This window comes from Kitasatospora sp. NPDC056181 (assembly GCF_042266225.1).
Taxonomy (GTDB): domain Bacteria; phylum Actinomycetota; class Actinomycetes; order Streptomycetales; family Streptomycetaceae; genus Kitasatospora.
Map to the genome: position 1 here is coordinate 72,003 of NZ_JBHJUK010000013.1, position 16,000 is coordinate 88,002.

Consider the following 16,000-nt stretch of genomic DNA (forward strand, 5'->3'; position numbering starts at 1 on the left):
ACGGCCGCAGCGGGCCCACTCAGGAACCTTGCGAGGTTCTAGAATCGCTCCCATGCCACGGACGACGAGCCCTGCAATGCGGGAGCTGATGGAGCGCACCGGAGCGACCCAGACGCAGATCGAACGGTGGCAGCAGCACGGGTACTTGCCGCGCTTCCCCCGGTCGTACGCCGGCGGTGGCGGTAGCATGTCGGTGCTTACCGCCGAGATCATCGAGCGCGCCCAACTTCTGGCGGACTACGCGCGGCCCGGAGCGTTGGACCACAAGCCGATCTCGCTCATCGCCAGCCTGGCCGAGCCCGATGTCGGTCTCCTACGCGAAGCCGTGGTTGGGCATCTGACGGCAGCCCACCAGCGCCTCGGGATGGACGTCACCACGACCGTGCCAGCCGAGGCATCGGCCAGCCGCCTCGGCGCGGCGGACCGGCTTGGTGGAAGCTCGTCCCGGTTCGCCGAGCTGCTGGCGCTCAGCCACCGTGACAGCGATCAGGAAGTCGACTCTGGTGACGTCGAGGCTGTCGTGGACGAGCTCATTGAGGGCTTGAAGGTGCGAGGGCCCGGCATGGCTAGAGGTGTCCCTATCACACAGCTGTCCCCAACGAGACCGAGCAGCTGCGAGCTCTGATTCGTGATCAAGTACTGACCGCCCCGACGTACAGGCGGCAGTGCGAACTGGTACTGACAGCACCTCCGGACCAACTAATTCGGGCGTGCCGCGTGATTCCGACAAGCCGTCGACTTCAGGCCACCGCCCGGGCCTCTGCGCAGATCGCCCTCATGAGGCACGCCGGCACCCTGACCGACGACACGTTCAAGGGGTGGCACGACCTCGGCATGTCCTACGCGGACTCCCAGCGGATGATCGCCCATCCGATGTGGGTCTCCTGGGGGTACCGGATCGTGAACGGGGCAATGCAAGATGTCGCGGACGGCGAAGAGATCGCGCTCGGCCTCCACCGGCCGGCGCTCCTCGACCAGCGGGAGGCGTACATGAACTTCCTCGCCTCGCTGGTCCCCGTGCAGGCTCTCCACCGACTGGCCTTTTACCAGTCACAGCCAGGTGACCAGCGGACGATCATCTGATCGTCCGCTGGTCACCTGGGCTTCGCCTACTCCGCCTTGGCAACTGCGTCCCACGCGACCTTCAGAGCGAGCCGCCTGACCTCGCCGTGGGGCGGGTACATGGAGTCGGTCGTGATCCCCACGCTGGCCAGGCGGCCCAGCAGGTCCGTCTTCCAGCTGGCGTCGACCCGGATTGTCCAGCCGGTAGCTGGCCAGTGGGTGTTCGCCTTGCTGGTGGTGCTCTTCAGGAAGTTGACTCCCAGCGTAGAGATATCCGGGAAGTCCTCTGCCGGGCGGTTCAGACCGTCCACCATGTAGGACCGACCACCGTACCGCTTATTGAGTCCGCCGACGAGGAAGCGGCCGCGCTGGGCGTGCATCCGCGGGTCCAGGGGGGCCTGGTCGACGAGCGCGACGCGCTCCGTCCACTCGCTCTTGGTCTTCGTCTTGCCGTACGCGGCCCCTTGCCAGGGCAGCACAGTCTCTGCCGGGGCCTGGCCATCATGGGCGGCGAAGTTCTCCATGTCCATCGGCTTGCCCTCGGCGCAGTGCAGGTGGATGGCGAAGAGGCGCCCGTCTACGCCGTGCTCTTGGTCGACGGCGAAGAAGAGGGCTTCGAGCGGGGCGGTGGAGACGTCGATCAGGCGAGTGGGGATTCCGTGGTGCTGGAGGACGGCGAGGAGTTCGCCGTCGGTCATTAGCCGGCCGAGGCCCTGTTCGCGCATGGAGTCGAGGATCGCCTGTTCGGCTCGCGCGATCGTCTGCTCGTCGACCCTGACCGTGTTGCCGGTCATCGGGTCGGTGCGGCCCTTACAGATCCGGTACAGGCTCGACGACAAGCCGTACTCGACGTTCGGCTGCCCGCGGAAGAAGAGGTCCTCTCCGGGGTGCAGTGTCCAGGCGGATGAGGTGAATCCCTTTGCCCCGCCGTCCGATACCCATTTCCACAGTGCGTCTGCGGAGTTGATCCCTAGCCGGGAATTGCAGTCGTGCTCTCCGAAGAACTGTCCCGCCACCGTTGCCATGGTGCACGACGCTACCGCTGGCGGAGCTGCTCGCGGAGCGGTTCCGGCGGATCGAGAGCCCCAACTTCCGCTTGACCGCTGCCTCATCCACGCCGCCCGTGCCCTGACTCCGTCCGACGTCCCGTGACACCTACCGGATACTAGCGCCGCCCACCCCCAAGCAGCGGCGCGATGCCAGGGGTACCCGAGTGCTGCCGGGCAACCCCTGGCAAGGTCTTGCCGTTCTTGGGGAACCCAGTGTCGTTAACAGCCCCCACCTCTGGGCGCACCGCCCACGCGGCCGGCCGCGCCATGCGGAGCCGCACGTTCTCGACCGGCCAAGTCTGTTGGCCTCGGGGCCTTCCAATCTGTCTTCTACGGCAGCTGGCGCGTCTTATGGCGCTTCGGTCGCTTCTCGACAGGAACCAAACCTCGGCGGACCTTCATCAGATGCTCGTCTTTCGTGTTCTCACGCACTGCGAGACGACTCAGAATTCGATGCTGTGTTTCTGGAGTCCAGAACACTTCGAGACGCTCCCGAGCGCGGGTGATAGCGGTGTAGAAGATACTGTGGGAGATGCTTTCCTCGTTGGCATCCGTGATAACAACCTTGACCGACTTGTACTCAACGCCCTGTGCTTTGTGGATCGATACGGCGTAAGCGATCTGAAACGGCACCATGGTGGTGACCGAGTCGTCGTCATCGTCACTGTTGCCGCGTTCGAATACATCGAACTGGACCGTCGAGCCTTCCACCCAACGCAGGCCCGAGAAAATCGCGTCGGATTCACTGAAATCCCGCTCGATGGTCACATCAAAAGTGATGCGGCCGGGCACGCGATCGATCTTGACGATCCTGCCTTTAAGGTTATTGAAGATGACCGGGCTGAATCGATCTGATTCGTTGAAAAGTACGGGATCGCCAACCTTATACGTAGACTCCCCCCAGGCCACAGCTGGATTGGGGTTACCAGCCTGCAGGAACCGATTAACATTGTTGATCCCGTATAGGCCATCATAGTTAAGGCAAAGCACGATCTCATCGTCGCTTCGACGCCGAAATAGCGAGTCTCCCAGAATCGTCGAGTAGCCATTCTTGGAGAGAGACTCTTCGATGCGGTCGTCCAGGTTCCGAACCCTGTCCCACAGCGTGAGAAGACTCTGGTCGGTCGTCCTGAAGGGCTGTGTGAGTTCGAAGACGGACTCGCTTGGGATGTATGACCGGATGATGCTGAACCAGTTGCCAAATTCGATCGACTCGATCTGATAGACATCGCCAACAAGAACGAGCAGATCGAAGGATGTCTTCTCAAGTACATCGAGCAGGCTTGCATTGCTTACCGTGCTGCACTCGTCGATTACCAACACGTCGTACTTTGCTCCGAATGACGTACCGCTACGCACATGCTTGTTGATCGTGCTGAACTCGACGTTCGGCGCTTGCACTCGCCTCTTCAGGTTATCGACGGCCGGATTGGTATGCGCCAAGAAAAGCTTCCGTGCACCAGCAAAGTAGTTTGCGATGTGGTTCACCATCGTCGACTTTCCCGTACCGGCTGCGCCGTAAACGAGGGCGACCTTCGAGTGCTCAAACAATTCCGTCAGCGCATCAGCCTTCAAAGGGTCATCGATGGCACCTGGGTTCGCACCAATCCATGCCTGCACATTACTGCTGTGTTGGGAGACGCCACTGGCAGAGATATTTCGGAGTCTGTTGATGATCGAGACTGTATCGTCCTCGTACCCGACAACGAACACGTGCCCATTTTCATGAGCCAGCTTCCGCCGCGCGTGCCGTTCAGTGGGTGGCAGCATCCGATTATGGCGCGCGATCAGCTCATCGACGTCACCAAGGTCCTCCAACTCGCTTGTCGGCGTATAGATCACACCGTGCTGCTCGACATTGCTCCTGACTCGTCTGGCCAGCAGCTCATGAGGCCGGGTCCTCGCGTCCAGACTCTCGGCAAGGTCCCCAAAGGGCGGATTGTGTCCGCGCGGTGATGTACAGAACGGCATCGTGTCGAAGGGCCTGCAACTCCAGGAAACGCGAAGCCCGGAGAGGAAAGAACACCCGGCGGCATCGAACTGTGCCTTGATTACACGATTGTTCATCCGCAGCATGAGGTACCGCAGCAGACGAGAACCTGGCTGGTCGTGGCGAATGAGTGACCGCGCGCGGTCTAGAACAGGAAAGATAACCGCATCTCGCTGGGCTCCGCTCAGCGCCCAAGAGCGGAACGCCCCGTATGCGGCGTCGGTCATATCCACAAGCTCAAGCAGACTTGACCGTGTTATCGTAAGATACTGCATCAGATTTCGGTACTCGGAATTCGACGCCCTGACCTTTCCATACGAGGCGTCGAAGAGGCGCGCGAAATTGTCGAACTCACACGGCCGGATTGACACCTCCCATGAGCGGATCAGCGTGATCGGCATTTTCTGTCCGAGGACCTCAATCTCGTCAGTCGCCAACTCTAGACTGGCTGCGTATTTATCGGTGACGTCGATGTCGGTAAAGCCAATAATTCGATCAAACTTACTCGTCCGGTTGTGGGCGAGGTAAAACGTCACCTCGTAATAGATGCGACCGGACACGAAGAAGGGGCGCGAGCTGTGAATGTAATATCGCTCGCGACGTGCATTTGAGCGCACCGCCGCTTGGGGCCGCTCGATGCGGGCGGCAATCTTCTCGTAGTAATCGCGCAACGAGGGATCGAGATCGACCGGAAACCGTTCGAGATTGTGCAGGATTTTGATTCCGAGGAGATCCTGTGCCAGGTCACGTGTACGGAGAAGATACTCGTAGTACTTCAGCATCAATCGCTCAGACGGATCGCGATCCAGCGTGTAGTGCGAGACGCTGGCCTGTAGCAAGCCGTGGAATCTGCTCAACAGTCTGAACTTGGCGATCCCCCTGACAGCATCCAAGGCCGGCCCGACCTGATTGTAGTGAAACTCAGTCGAGTGATCCTTGACGTGTGCCCAGACGGCAAGTCCCTCGACGAGATTCCGGAGCTGCCCCAGCACGTTCTGCGAGAGGAAGCCCCGGTCGCCTACTGGATTGGCGAGGTTCTGGCAGATCACGCTGTCGGCGCTCTTCACTTGCTGTTCTACTGATGCCATCGCTCTCGCTCTACTTCCCCGAAGGCTCGCATGTCACCTTCGATCGGGGCGAGAACGCCTGCTCACGCCCCGAACGCTGCCGAGGCGGACAGGGCAGCATCCACGAAGGCTCTCTGGCTGCTGCCGAACAACGGACCTGGCCCCGGTCTGCATTCCAGGTAACCATGTAACCATTCAAGTAGGCCACAAGCAGGCCTTTTTTCGAGATTGTCCGGCCTGCCGTGCCGGCTCCCGGCCTGTCCTACACGTTCCCTGGTGCACACGAAGCTGTGGCCGCCCCCTCCGGGAGCGGATCACGGGTCCTTCACTCCACTGGCGCGTAGCAGAGTCCGGTGCGATTCGGGTGGGCAGTCAGGCTACGGTCGGTAGCACTCCGCGTGACCAGTGGCCAAGCCAGAATGACCGGGCCGTCGGTGTCGCCGGTCAGTCCATCAAGAGTGACCGGGACACTGACCGGCTGGTCGGTGGTCACATCGGTCAGCCCGGTCATTTCGGCCGGCCCCCGGTCAGCATCGTCGGTCAGTTCGGCGTTCTGACCGATTGCCGGGTGGTACTGACCGGGCTGACCGGGGATCGCGGTCGCGGGCCAGCCCTGCCTCGGGCCTCCCGGTATGGGCTGCGGAGAAGTAGAGTCCATGGTGAAGCTCCTCGCTGGGGCGCGTGACGGGGTAGTCGGGCGCCGCCGGTTCGAAGGTTTTGACTGATCTGGGGTGGCTTCGTGGGCCCTCGGTGTTCGCAGCACGGGGGCCTTTCGCATGGCTGGGGACGAGCGGGTCCTCGTCGATGCCTGCCTCAACTTGCAGATGCTCTTGGATGGTTGCTGTTCAGTGGTCCCCGGCATTCGGCTCGCTGGGGGACCACGAAGGTATGTCCAGAGGACCGGAAGATCCACTCCATCCGGGCGAGTACGCCGATGGCAGACAGGCTTGTGGACCGGGCTCTCTCGACGTCAAGCTGCAACAGCCGCCACGCCTTCTGCATCTGGCTCCTCGATTCCGAGCAGGCGCAGGAGGTCCGCCGTGATGACGCGGTACTTCTTGCCCAGCCGGAGCACCCGGCACGGGTAGGCGTCACGGCGCCCGAGCTCGTAGCCCTTGCTGCGGCCCAGCCCGATGGCCCGGTTGGCCGTGTCCAGGTCGATGGCAGCCGGCAGGGCCAGTAGCTCAGCCCGACCCATTCCCGTCAGGGCGATCGACGTCATCTCAGTTCGCATAGGTATCTCCAAATTAGGCAGCAGAAAGAGGGGGGTTCGGCGCGTCCCCGAACCCAGTAACAGAGTGCACGAACCTAAAGTGTCGATATGACACACGACGACGTGGAACCGTGGGCAACCCAGATCACCAAGGCAGTAATCGCCGAGGTCCAGAAACTCAGAAAGGAGCTGGGCATGACCGCACGGGACCTCGCAGACGCCTGCGAGGAGCTCGGGCACCCGATCCCGCGCAACGTCATCGCCAACTGGGAGTCCGGGCGGCGGCTGACCCTCACCGTTCCCGAGGTCCTCGTCCTCGCGCAGGCCCTCGACACACCGCCGGCCGCCCTGGTCTTTCCACTCGCCGGGACCAGCAACGTCGCTTACCTCCCCTTCGAGAGCGCATCCCGCGCCGAGGCGTTCGCCTGGTTCACCGGCGATGGATCGATCGCCCTCCACGAAGACCTACAGCTCCTCCGGCATCACTCCTCTCGGGAGAGAAGGATTCGCGCAACGCACCGTGACGCCTGGCAGCTGCAATTCCTGCCCGGTCGGGAAGCGTGGCCGCCCGGATCCGACGAGAAGTTCGCGCAGCTGGTTGAAGCCGTCCGGTCGGATCTTCTCCCGCTCCGCGCCGAAATGCGTGAGTGGGAGGTCGCTCTACCCCCACTACCGAAACACCTCGCGTTCCTCGATGAGGAACTCGGTTCCATCAGCAGCACCCAGGAAGGACCGCTTTGAAGGGCTCCACGTACCACCGCTGTTACTGCCGCGACACCGAAACCGGCAAGCCCCTCGGCAAGGCCTGCCCGAAGCTCGGCAGCCGCAAGCACGGCTCCTACTCCATACGCCAGGAGCTGCCCAACCGGGCCGACGGCACTCGCCGCGCCTTCAATCGCGCCGGGTACGAGACCCACAAGGAGGCACAGGCCGACCTCGACCACGTCCGCTCCCTGCTCGCGCTCGCCAAGGACGAGCCGGAGGACCTCGCACTCATCGCTGGGCTGCTGGAGAAGGTCGCCGACGGCAAGTCGGCCCTGCCCGACATCGAGGAGACCCGCCGACGGCTGAGGAGCGGCGTCGACCTGGCGGGCCGGATCACCGTCGGTGAGTGGCTGGACAGTTGGCTGGAGAACAAGCGCGCCCGGAAGTCCACCGTCAGTCGGTACGAGGTCGACATCCGCCTTCACCTCAAGCCGCGCATCGGGCACCTCCGCCTCGACCGAATCCGGGTGAGCCACCTGGCCGAGATGTTCAACGGCATCTGTGAGACCAACGAGGAGATCCTGGAGGCGAACGCCCTTCGGCGCGCGGCAACGGACGAACTCCGGACGTCCTCCTGGAAGGGCGAGGAGAATCGCGCCCGCCGAGCGGCGCTGAAGGCCACCATCGACGAGCTGCCGCCGTTCAGGCGCGTCACCGGGCCGACCATGCGCCAGCACATCCGACGCACCCTTCGTGTCTCGCTCAACGACGCGATCGCCGATGGTCTCATTACCTTCAACCCGGCCTCCCACGTGAAGATCGACCCAGCGAGTAAGCCCAAGGCCCTCCTCTGGACGCCGGAGCGCGTCGCCGAGTGGCGCGAGACCGGCGGCAAGCCGTCGCCCGTCATGGTGTGGACACCTGCTCAGACCGGCGAGTTCCTCGACTTCGTGGCGGACCACCGCCTGTACGCGATGTGGCATCTCATGGCCTTCCGTGGTCCTCGCCGCGGCGAAGCCTGCGGCCTCGGCTGGTCGGAGACCAACCTTGTTGCCTCCTCCCTCACCGTCACCACCCAGCTCGTTCAGGACGGTTGGGACGTCGAGGAGTCCATGCCGAAGTCGGACGCGGGCTTCCGGGTCGTACCGCTCGACGAGCAGACCGTCCTCGCCCTCAGTGCCCACCGCGACCGCCAGCAGGCGGAGCGTGAACAGTGGGGATCGGCCTGGCAGGACACCGGCCGGGTATTCACCGACGAGGACGGCGGCTGGCTGCACCCGGGCAAGGTCACCGACATGTTCGAGCGGCTCGTGGCCCTCTCCGGCCTTCCGCCGATCCGCCTGCACGACCTCCGCCACGTCGCGGCGACGCTTCTCCTCGCGGCCGGCGCCGATCTCAAGGTGGTCCAGGAGTTGCTTGGCCACTCCTCCATCACCATCACGGCGGACATCGACGCCAGCGTCCTGCCCGAGCTGGCCTTCGCCCAGGCCGAGGCCGCCGCCGCGCTCGTCCCCCGGGCGAGGTCGCCGAAGGACGCCCAGTCCGCCACCTGACCAAGCACTGATCTGCCGTCCGCTCACGCACCGCTCACGCAGACGGCCCGCAAACGCAGCAGCACCCCAGCTACTCGAATTAGCCGGGGTGCTGCGTTGCAGGTCAGAGGCGGTGTGACCGCCACATTCCAGGTGGGCCGCCAGGGGCTCGAACCCTGAACCTACGGATTAAAAGTCCGCAGCTCTGCCAATTGAGCTAGCGGCCCGTGGCCCGCCCGTGCGGAACCGGCCACCGCGATCCTACCCGGTGTGACCCAGAGCTCCGCCAGTGGATTGCAGGGGCGCGCCGGGTCTCAGGAGGCCCGTTCGGCGGGCGGGCGGTAGTGCGCCGCGCGGACCCGGCGGAGCCAGGCCTCGGCGGGGCGCGGGTCGGGGGCGGCGGGGAGGACACCCGGGCGGGAGAAGCGCTCGACGGCTTCCGCGAGCAGGGGTTCGGCGGTGGCGGGGCGGTCGGCGATGCGTTCGCCGAGCCGGCGGACGCGTTCGGGATCGGGGATGCGGACGACGTTCTCGCCGGTCTCGTGGAGCCGGACGCCCTGCTCGACCAGGCGGACCAGGTGGCGGGCGTGCTTGGCGGCCCGGCGGCGTGCTGCCGGGTCGGTGGTGTCGCGGGTGAGCAGCTTGCGGAACTGCTGGTCCGCGTAGCCGAGATAGGAGTTGCGGACGGCCTTCGCGCTCAGGAAGGACGTCCGGATCGCGATCAGCTCCTCCCCCAGCGGGCTGCGCGTCTCGTACAGGTCGTCCGGCAGCCAGGCGAGTTCGGAGGCGGTCGGGTTGCAGCCGAGCGCGAGCCAGCACCACTTGGCGGCCTCGTGCAGCGTCACGTCGGGGTCGGTGCTGACGTGCGACTCGGCCGGGCGGTGCAGCCCGTGGAACTCCTCGGTCGGGGCGGCGAAGAGACCGAGCCGGTCGATGTCGGAGCCGGCGTGGGCGAAGCCGTACGCGGTCGAGCCGACGACGCCCGAGAGCAGGACGGTGCCGGGTGCGGTGGTCATGGGCGGGCCTCCCTGCGGCCGGATCTCGGTGCGGTCAGAGGAGTCTGCCCTGCGGGGCCGCGCCGGGCGAACGAATTCCGGCCGGACGCCCGGTGGGCGGGCTCCGGACGGGCTCCGGCCGTCCGCCGGGGCTCGCTGTGCGCGGCGGCCTCCGGAGGCGTACCCGCCAGGCCCGCGGGTACCGTTCGGACCATGACCGACCCGGCCGCCACCGCCCGCCCCGAAGTCGTCCTCGTCACCGGCGGGGGGCGCGGCATCGGCGCCGCCACCGCCCTGCTGGCCGGGCGGCGCGGCTACCGCGTCTGCGTCAACTACCGTGCCGACGAGACCGCGGCGGCCGCCGTGGTCGCGGCGATCCGGGACGCCGGCGGCACGGCCGTCGCCGTCCGGGCGGACGTCACCCGCACCGCCGAGGTGGAGCGGCTGTTCGCCACCGTGGACGCCGAACTCGGCCCGCTCACCGCCCTGGTGAACAACGCGGGCACCCTGGAGCGGCAGTGCCGGCTGGAGGAGATCGACGAGGACCGGCTGAACCGGATCTGGGCCTCCAACATCACCTCCGCCTTCCTCTGCGCCGCCCAGGCCGTCCGGCGGATGTCCACCCGGTACGGCGGGGCGGGCGGGGCCATCGTCAACGTCTCCTCCGCCGCCTCCCGGCTCGGCTCGCCGAACGAGTACGTCGACTACGCGGCCGCCAAGGGCGCCGTCGACTCGATGACCCGCGGGCTGGCCCTGGAGGTCGCCGCCGAGGGGATCCGGGTCAACGCCGTCCGCCCCGGCCTGATCCACACCGGCATCCACGCCCTCGGCGGCGAGCCCGGCCGGGTCGACCGGGTCGCCCCCGACCTGCCGATGCGCCGCGGCGGCCGGCCGGAGGAGGTCGCCGAGTCGATCCTCTTCCTCCTCTCCCCGGCCTCCTCCTACATGACGGGCGCCTTCCTCGACATCGCCGGCGGCCGCTGACCCCCTCCCGCCGTCCGGTCCCGCCTCCCGCTCCGCCTGCCTGCCCCCGCCCCCTCTGCCTGCCCGCCCCTTCTGCTTCCCCCTCCGGTCCCCGTCCCGTCCCCCTCCCTTCCCTCCCCCTACCTTTTCCCTTCCTTCCCCCGGCAGGCCGTTTGTCCGTACGGTGGAACCCATGACCGACGACCTGCCGGACCGTGAACCCGACCTGCCGTCCGCCTTCCTCGACATCCCCGGTGTGCGCAACTTCCGTGACGCCGGCGGTGTCGGCGCCCTGCGCAAGGGCGTGCTCTACCGCTCCGGGTCCTTCCACAACCTCGCCCCGGAGGGCGCCCAGCGCCTCAAGGCGCTCGGCCTGCGCACGGTGATCGACCTGCGCAGCCCCGTCGAGCTGGAGGTCTGGCCGGACCTGCGCCACGGCCTCGACCACGAGACGCTGAACCTCCCCACCCTCCCGGCCAACCGCGAGGACACCGACCGCCCCTGGCCCGAGGACCAGGAGACGCTCTACCCCTTCATGGCCGAGACCGCCGGCCCGTCCCTGGTCGCCGCCATCCGCAGGCTCGGCACCCCGGGCGGCGTCCCGGCCGTCGTCCACTGCGCCGTCGGCAAGGACCGCACCGGCCTGACCATCGCCGTCGTGCAGTCCCTCCTGGGCGCCTCCGACGCCGACATCACCGCCGACTTCCTGCTCTCCAACGCCGGCCTCGGCCTCCTCGACGGCCCCACCCCCTACCTCGACGAGACCGGCACCGAGCGCGTCTCCCGCCCCGTCTCCGCGCCGCTCCTCGCCTCCTCCCTCGCCTGGATCCGCACCCACCACGGCTCCGTCCCCGCCTACCTCCGCTCCCACGGCACCACCGAGGCCGACCTCACCGCCCTCCGCACCAACCTCTCCGCCTGACCCGTCCCCCGGCCCGGCCGTTACTCCTGTCGTTCCAGGTGCCACCACTGGGTCGGGGAGTCGATGTCCTCGCGCTGTTCGACGGGGGCGCCGGGGGTGGGGGCGGCGGTGAGGGGCTTGCCGCTGATGAAGCTGGTGAGGGTGTAGGTGCCGGGGGCGTCCAGGTGGTGTTCGAGGAGCCACTCCTGGGCGCCGAAGGCGTTGGCGGACCACTGCTGGACGGGCACGCCGTCGTCCGTGGAGGCGCCGGTGACGTCCAGGCGCTTGCCGCTGCCGGCGTTCTCGAAGTGGTAGAGGGCGCCGCCGGGGTGGACGGCGGTGAGGTGCCAGAGCTGGGCGTCCGAGCCGTCGTCCGCGCCCAGCCGGACCTTGGCGCCGCTGCGGCGGCTCCCGTCGGCGACCTCCAGCAGCAGGCCGCTGCCGACGTTGCGTACCCGGTAGCTGCCGTCCGTGATCACGTGGTCAGTCACGGGTCGAGTCTGCCACCGGGCGCCGCCATGCCTCGTACCCGAAGGCCGCCGCGAGGACGCCCGCCGTCGCGGCCACCTCGGCCAGCGCCGAAACGCCGGTGCCCAGCGGGACCACCGCGACCAGCAGGGCGGCCGCGGCGAGCCGGGGCAGGTTGGGGCTGAGCGCGAAGGTGCGGCGGACGGCGGTGTTGACGGCGAGGAAGAGCGCGACGCCGCCCGCCAGTGCGGCGGCCTGGGCCATGGTGATCGGGGCGTCGGGGTGGGCGACGGCGGACTTCACGCCGGCGGCGAAGAGCAGGACGCCGAGCAGCAGCCCGTAGTGGCCGAGGTTGTAGACGGAGACCGCGAGCTGGTTGCGGCGGTACGACGGGAGCGCGGCCATGTGGTGCTCGGCGCGGGTGTCGTCGTCGCGGCCGAAGTACGCCCACCAGAGGCCCACGCAGACGGTGAGGCTGAGCACCGCGACGGCGGTCAGCGCGGGGGTGAGGTCGGCGGTGCCGGCGCCGACGCCGATGGCGATCACCGACTCGCCGAACGCGATGATCACGATCAGCCCGTGGCGTTCGACGAAGTGGTCGGCGCGGAGCTGGAACTGCGGCAGGTCGACCAGCCTGGGAATCGCGAACTGCAGGGCGAAGGCGGCGGCCCAGAGGGCGAGTTGGGGGGTGCCGGTGAGGTAGCCGCCGGCCACCACCAGCGCGGTGTTGACCAGGTTGAGCCCGCCCATCCGCAGGACCGGTCCGAGCGCCACCCCAGAGGCGGCGAACATGCCGGTGTGCACGGCGACCACCAGCAGGTACGCCCAGCCGAAGGCGACGCCGCTGCCCTCGAAGGCGTGCGGGACGGAGAGCGAGATCACCAGGAAGCCGGCCATCGCGAGCAGCAGCAGGCCCCGGCGGCCGTGGTTGCTGGGCGGCATCGCGTTGGTCAGCCAGATGAACGCGTCGTACATCCACCAGATCACCGCCAGCATCACCACGACCTGTGCGAGTCCCCCCAGGTCGAGGTGGTGGACCAGGCTTCCGGTGAGCTGGGTGACGGTGAAGACGAAGACGAGGTCGAGGAAGAGTTCGAGCGGGGACGCCCGCAGAGCGGGTTCCTCCGAGGCCACGGAGGGGGCCGACAGGGCACGAGTGACGGTCACCCGCGCGAGTATGCGGTACACCGCCCGGCCCGTGCGCGCGTTTTCCGACTATCGGACCGCCGTTGTTCACCACACCCGTCCACCCCACTCTTGGCACACCGCCGCATCTCACCCGTGCCCCACCCGCACCCCGGCCGTGCCCCACCCGCACTCCATCCGCGCCCCGGCCGGACGCCCCGTCAGGGCGGGCGCCTATGCTGCGGCGAATGGTGTCCGACCGAATTCCCCCGCACGGCGGGTCCGCCGACCCGTCAGACCGTCAGCAGCCGACCCTCGAACACGCGATCGCCGAACTTGAGGCGGCGGCCGACGCCGTCGACCCCGAGCGCTTCGACGCCGCCCTCCGTCTGGTGGGCGGGCTGCTCGGACCGGCCGGGGAGCGCGAGTCGGCGGCGGTCGGCCCGCGCCTGGCCGCCGTGCTGCCGTACGCCCCGCCGTTCGAACGGGCCCACCTGGCGATGATGGTGGGCGCCTGCGTGGAGCGCGGCGCCGATCCGGTGGCCTGCGCCGGCCAGGTGCTGTCCGGCCTGCGCGGGGCGCTGAGCGGCGCGCTGCTGCTGATCGAGCGGTGGAAGGAGACGGGCGGCGGCGACCTGCCCGACCCGGACGCGGACTCCCCGGGGCAGGCGCACGCCCGGATCGCCGACCCTGACGACCCGGACGCGTGGCCCGCCCACCAGGCGGTGATCGGCTGGTGGACGCTGCACCTGTGGCAGATGGCCTCGTTCGCGGTGTACACCCACGCCGCCGTCCGCACCTCCGCGTGGTCCTCCGGCGTGACGGAGGTGCTGGCCGAGCTGATCGAGCGCTACGGCGAGGAGCAGCACGACCTCAAGGGCCTGCTCTACCTGATGAGGACGCTGGACGACGAGCCGTTGCTGGTGCTGGACCGGCCGACCGGGACCGGTTACCTGGTCCGGATGGACGGCCTGACCGACAACTTCCAGCTGCACACGCTCCTCGCCGACCTGCTGATCGGCGGTGGCCACCTGCCCGGCGTCCGGCCGGACCCGGAGGTGGTCGCGCTCAGCCGGACCGAGGAGGTGGACGGCCGCCGGGTCACCGCGCTGGGCGCGTTCAACCTGGTCGCGCCGGACGGGTCGTGGATCTGGAACGAGGGCACGCCCAGCGACATCCCGGTGGTGGACGGCGTCCGCACCCTGGTGCTGGACCCGCAGCCGTACGAGCGGAGCTGGGCGGCTGGCCGGTTCATCCAGCAGGTCCCGGGCGGCCTCCGGCTGGAGCGGGTGCTGCCCCCGGCCGAGGCGGCCGAGCGGCTCGCCCGGGCCGCCGCGGCCCACCCCTTCGAGGAGGCGTTCGGCTAGACCGGGGAGGCGTTCAGCTAGACCGGGAGGCGTTCGGGTAGCCGGACCGCAGGACCGGCCGGCGGTCGGGCTATGGTCGGGACGTCCGGAAGATTCGAGAAGTACCGGTCCGAGCGCCCTCGGGAGCCGAGCGGAGCGCCGAGGTGTCCGGGGCCGCGGGAGTTCCGGGGCCCGAGGACTCCCGGGAGCCCGGAAGCGTCCTGAGGAGCCTCGGGGAGTGGAGTCGACGATGGCGAGGATCCCGAACGTTCTCCCGGCCGCGGCACCCGCCGCGCTCACCGCGGCGGGCGGCCTGGTCGGCGGCTACGGCGTGGCCCGCTGGACGGGCCGGCGCGAGCTGGGCGGCGCGGTGCTGGCGGTGGCCGGGGCCGGCGCGGCCGCACAGTGGCGGCGCCAGTCGGGCACGGCGACCGCGGCAGCGCTGACCGGGCTGTACGTGGCGGCGTTCGGCGGCTCGCACCCGCTGGCGAAGAAGATCGGCGCCTGGCCGTCCGTCTTCGCCGTCACCGCAGTGGTCGCCGCCGCCTCGACCGTCGCGACCGCCCTGACGGGCCGCAAGGCCTGACAGCGCGGAAGGCCGACGGCACCCGACCCCGACGGCGCGCGGAAGCCGACGATGCGAGCCCGCGCCGCCCCCGTCGGTTTCGGCGCGGCCGTCGTCGGCTGCCCCCGCGTCAGCCGACGGCCGCGCCGAACCGGGCCTCGAAGGCGGCCCGGTTCGCCGAGACGGGCGTGCGGTCCCAGACCGCGAACACCACCCGCTCGAAGGCCGCGCCGTACTGCGCCAGCGCCCCGTCGAACGCCTCGGCCACCTGGGCCGGGTCGTTGCGGAAGACCCCGCAGCCCCAGGCCCCCAGCACCAGGGTGCGTATCTCGTGCCGGGCCGCCGCCGCGAGCACCCGGACGGCCCGCTCGGCGAGCACGCCACGGACGTCCGAACCGGCCGAACGACGTTCGAGCTGCCCGGCGTTGGGCGCCGGCGAGGTCAGGAACGTCACCGGGTAGGGCTTCGCCAGCAGCTCCCCCTGCGCGCCCCGGATCACCGGCACGTCGGGCGAGACGATCACCCGGTGGCTGTACCGCAGGTCGCTGGAGGCGCGGTGCGCCTCGTAGTAGTCCGGCGCCTCCAGCAGGCAGGAGTACAGCAGGGCGCTGCGGCAGAGGTCCTCCTCCTGGGCGCGGGCGCCTCGCAGGTAGCCCCCGCCCGGGTTCCGCGCGGAGGCGAAGTTGAGCACCCCCACCCGGCCTCCGCCGGCCCCCACCAGCCGCCGGGCCGCTTCGATGCTGCCCTCGGCCGTCACCTCGACCGCCCCCGCGCCCGGCCCCGGTGCCCCGGCTGCCACCAGCGCGTCCAGCGCCTCCGGCGTGTACGACACCGTCCCCTCCCTGGCCACCGCCAGTCGCTCCGACACCTGTACGAGCTCGCCCCCGGACGCCCGGTAGCTCCCCCGCTCGGCGATCTCCTCGTTCACCGCTGCCACGTGATGCAGTCTGCTGCTCATGTCCGTGACCGTACGGGACCGGGCCGCCCGCGCGCCACAGGTTATTCTCACCACCAGAACA

17 protein-coding genes and 1 tRNA gene are annotated in these 16,000 nt (G+C 68.5%); 8 read left to right on the forward strand and 10 right to left on the reverse strand.

Annotated elements, in window-relative coordinates:
- Window positions 1-52 precede the first annotated feature (52 nt).
- Window positions 53-625, forward strand: coding sequence for a hypothetical protein (locus tag ACFC1F_RS08245; protein WP_376156524.1), 573 nt, complete (start codon window positions 53-55; stop codon window positions 623-625).
- A 152-nt stretch (window positions 626-777) separates the two neighbouring features.
- A complete protein-coding gene (locus ACFC1F_RS08250; RefSeq protein ID WP_376156526.1) occupies window positions 778-1,083 on the forward strand; it encodes a hypothetical protein in 306 nt (101 codons plus the stop codon).
- 26 nt (window positions 1,084-1,109) lie between these two features.
- Here ACFC1F_RS08250 and ACFC1F_RS08255 read toward each other — a convergent pair whose 3' ends face one another.
- The 5 genes from ACFC1F_RS08255 to ACFC1F_RS08275 all read right to left on the reverse strand — a co-directional run bounded on the left by ACFC1F_RS08255 (window position 1,110) and on the right by ACFC1F_RS08275 (window position 6,402).
- Window positions 1,110-2,087: an FRG domain-containing protein gene (locus ACFC1F_RS08255; protein ID WP_376156527.1), complete on the reverse strand. Its 978-nt coding sequence runs from the start codon at window positions 2,085-2,087 to the stop codon at window positions 1,110-1,112.
- Window positions 2,088-2,227: 140 nt separating this feature from the next.
- Window positions 2,228-2,488: a transposase gene (locus ACFC1F_RS08260; RefSeq protein WP_376156568.1), complete on the reverse strand. Its 261-nt coding sequence runs from the start codon at window positions 2,486-2,488 to the stop codon at window positions 2,228-2,230.
- Window positions 2,442-5,189 carry an ATP-dependent RecD-like DNA helicase gene (locus ACFC1F_RS08265; protein ID WP_376156529.1) on the reverse strand — a complete coding sequence of 916 codons (2,748 nt, stop codon included), beginning with the start codon at window positions 5,187-5,189 and terminating at the stop codon, window positions 2,442-2,444. Before ACFC1F_RS08265 ends, ACFC1F_RS08260 begins: the two co-directional genes overlap by 47 nt.
- 304 nt (window positions 5,190-5,493) lie before the next feature.
- Complete coding sequence (locus ACFC1F_RS08270; protein WP_376156531.1) at window positions 5,494-5,826, reverse strand: hypothetical protein; 333 nt, start codon at window positions 5,824-5,826, stop codon at window positions 5,494-5,496.
- Window positions 5,827-6,138: 312 nt separating this feature from the next.
- Window positions 6,139-6,402, reverse strand: coding sequence for a hypothetical protein (locus ACFC1F_RS08275; RefSeq protein ID WP_376156533.1), 264 nt, complete (start codon window positions 6,400-6,402; stop codon window positions 6,139-6,141).
- 87 nt (window positions 6,403-6,489) lie between these two features.
- On the opposite strand from ACFC1F_RS08275, the gene ACFC1F_RS08280 reads away from it, so the two are divergent.
- Together ACFC1F_RS08280 and xerC are read left to right on the forward strand one after the other, a co-directional pair.
- Window positions 6,490-7,122, forward strand: coding sequence for a helix-turn-helix domain-containing protein (locus ACFC1F_RS08280; RefSeq protein WP_376156535.1), 633 nt, complete (start codon window positions 6,490-6,492; stop codon window positions 7,120-7,122).
- Window positions 7,119-8,639 (forward strand): tyrosine recombinase XerC, encoded by a 1,521-nt coding sequence (gene xerC / locus ACFC1F_RS08285; protein WP_376156537.1) that lies wholly within the window; start codon window positions 7,119-7,121, stop codon window positions 8,637-8,639. Before ACFC1F_RS08280 ends, xerC begins: the two co-directional genes overlap by 4 nt.
- Window positions 8,640-8,772: 133 nt before the next feature.
- On the opposite strand, the gene ACFC1F_RS08290 is transcribed toward xerC, so the two are convergent.
- Window positions 8,773-8,845: transfer RNA gene (locus ACFC1F_RS08290), tRNA-Lys, on the reverse strand.
- 87 nt (window positions 8,846-8,932) lie between these two features.
- Window positions 8,933-9,634 carry a DNA polymerase beta superfamily protein gene (locus tag ACFC1F_RS08295; RefSeq protein ID WP_376156539.1) on the reverse strand — a complete coding sequence of 234 codons (702 nt, stop codon included), beginning with the start codon at window positions 9,632-9,634 and terminating at the stop codon, window positions 8,933-8,935.
- Window positions 9,635-9,826: 192 nt separating this feature from the next.
- Between ACFC1F_RS08295 and ACFC1F_RS08300 the strand changes: the two genes are divergently transcribed.
- Both ACFC1F_RS08300 and ACFC1F_RS08305 read left to right on the forward strand, forming a co-directional pair.
- Window positions 9,827-10,597 (forward strand): SDR family oxidoreductase, encoded by a 771-nt coding sequence (locus tag ACFC1F_RS08300; protein WP_376156540.1) that lies wholly within the window; start codon window positions 9,827-9,829, stop codon window positions 10,595-10,597.
- Between the two features lie 172 nt (window positions 10,598-10,769).
- A complete protein-coding gene (locus ACFC1F_RS08305; protein ID WP_376156542.1) occupies window positions 10,770-11,498 on the forward strand; it encodes a tyrosine-protein phosphatase in 729 nt (242 codons plus the stop codon).
- Window positions 11,499-11,518: 20 nt separating this feature from the next.
- Here the strand turns inward: ACFC1F_RS08305 and ACFC1F_RS08310 are convergent, their stop codons facing one another.
- Together ACFC1F_RS08310 and ACFC1F_RS08315 are read right to left on the reverse strand one after the other, a co-directional pair.
- Window positions 11,519-11,968, reverse strand: a complete 450-nt coding sequence (locus tag ACFC1F_RS08310; protein WP_307853217.1) for an RICIN domain-containing protein — start codon at window positions 11,966-11,968, stop codon at window positions 11,519-11,521.
- Window positions 11,961-13,112 carry a low temperature requirement protein A gene (locus ACFC1F_RS08315; protein ID WP_376156544.1) on the reverse strand — a complete coding sequence of 384 codons (1,152 nt, stop codon included), beginning with the start codon at window positions 13,110-13,112 and terminating at the stop codon, window positions 11,961-11,963. The genes ACFC1F_RS08310 and ACFC1F_RS08315 overlap by 8 nt, the downstream gene beginning before the upstream one ends.
- A gap of 206 nt (window positions 13,113-13,318) precedes the next feature.
- Between ACFC1F_RS08315 and ACFC1F_RS08320 the strand changes: the two genes are divergently transcribed.
- Complete coding sequence (locus tag ACFC1F_RS08320) at window positions 13,319-14,437, forward strand: hypothetical protein (protein WP_376156545.1); 1,119 nt, start codon at window positions 13,319-13,321, stop codon at window positions 14,435-14,437.
- A gap of 229 nt (window positions 14,438-14,666) precedes the next feature.
- Window positions 14,667-15,002, forward strand: coding sequence for a hypothetical protein (locus tag ACFC1F_RS08325; protein ID WP_376156547.1), 336 nt, complete (start codon window positions 14,667-14,669; stop codon window positions 15,000-15,002).
- Between the two features lie 109 nt (window positions 15,003-15,111).
- Here the strand turns inward: ACFC1F_RS08325 and ACFC1F_RS08330 are convergent, their stop codons facing one another.
- The gene (locus ACFC1F_RS08330) at window positions 15,112-15,939 is read right to left on the reverse strand and encodes a TIGR02452 family protein (protein WP_376156548.1); all 828 of its coding nucleotides are present in this window, start codon (window positions 15,937-15,939) and stop codon (window positions 15,112-15,114) included.
- Window positions 15,940-16,000 lie beyond the last annotated feature (61 nt).

Coding starts and splice junctions, on each gene's coding strand:
- ACFC1F_RS08245 (WP_376156524.1), top strand. CDS start 53: ATGCCACGGACGACGAGCCCTGCAATGCGGGAGCTGATGGAGCGCACC.
- ACFC1F_RS08250 (WP_376156526.1), top strand. CDS start 778: ATGAGGCACGCCGGCACCCTGACCGACGACACGTTCAAGGGGTGGCAC.
- ACFC1F_RS08255 (WP_376156527.1), bottom strand. CDS start 2,087: ATGGCAACGGTGGCGGGACAGTTCTTCGGAGAGCACGACTGCAATTCC.
- ACFC1F_RS08265 (WP_376156529.1), bottom strand. CDS start 5,189: ATGGCATCAGTAGAACAGCAAGTGAAGAGCGCCGACAGCGTGATCTGC.
- ACFC1F_RS08270 (WP_376156531.1), bottom strand. CDS start 5,826: ATGGACTCTACTTCTCCGCAGCCCATACCGGGAGGCCCGAGGCAGGGC.
- ACFC1F_RS08275 (WP_376156533.1), bottom strand. CDS start 6,402: ATGCGAACTGAGATGACGTCGATCGCCCTGACGGGAATGGGTCGGGCT.
- ACFC1F_RS08280 (WP_376156535.1), top strand. CDS start 6,490: ATGACACACGACGACGTGGAACCGTGGGCAACCCAGATCACCAAGGCA.
- ACFC1F_RS08295 (WP_376156539.1), bottom strand. CDS start 9,634: ATGACCACCGCACCCGGCACCGTCCTGCTCTCGGGCGTCGTCGGCTCG.
- ACFC1F_RS08300 (WP_376156540.1), top strand. CDS start 9,827: ATGACCGACCCGGCCGCCACCGCCCGCCCCGAAGTCGTCCTCGTCACC.
- ACFC1F_RS08305 (WP_376156542.1), top strand. CDS start 10,770: ATGACCGACGACCTGCCGGACCGTGAACCCGACCTGCCGTCCGCCTTC.
- ACFC1F_RS08320 (WP_376156545.1), top strand. CDS start 13,319: ATGGTGTCCGACCGAATTCCCCCGCACGGCGGGTCCGCCGACCCGTCA.
- ACFC1F_RS08325 (WP_376156547.1), top strand. CDS start 14,667: ATGGCGAGGATCCCGAACGTTCTCCCGGCCGCGGCACCCGCCGCGCTC.
- ACFC1F_RS08330 (WP_376156548.1), bottom strand. CDS start 15,939: ATGAGCAGCAGACTGCATCACGTGGCAGCGGTGAACGAGGAGATCGCC.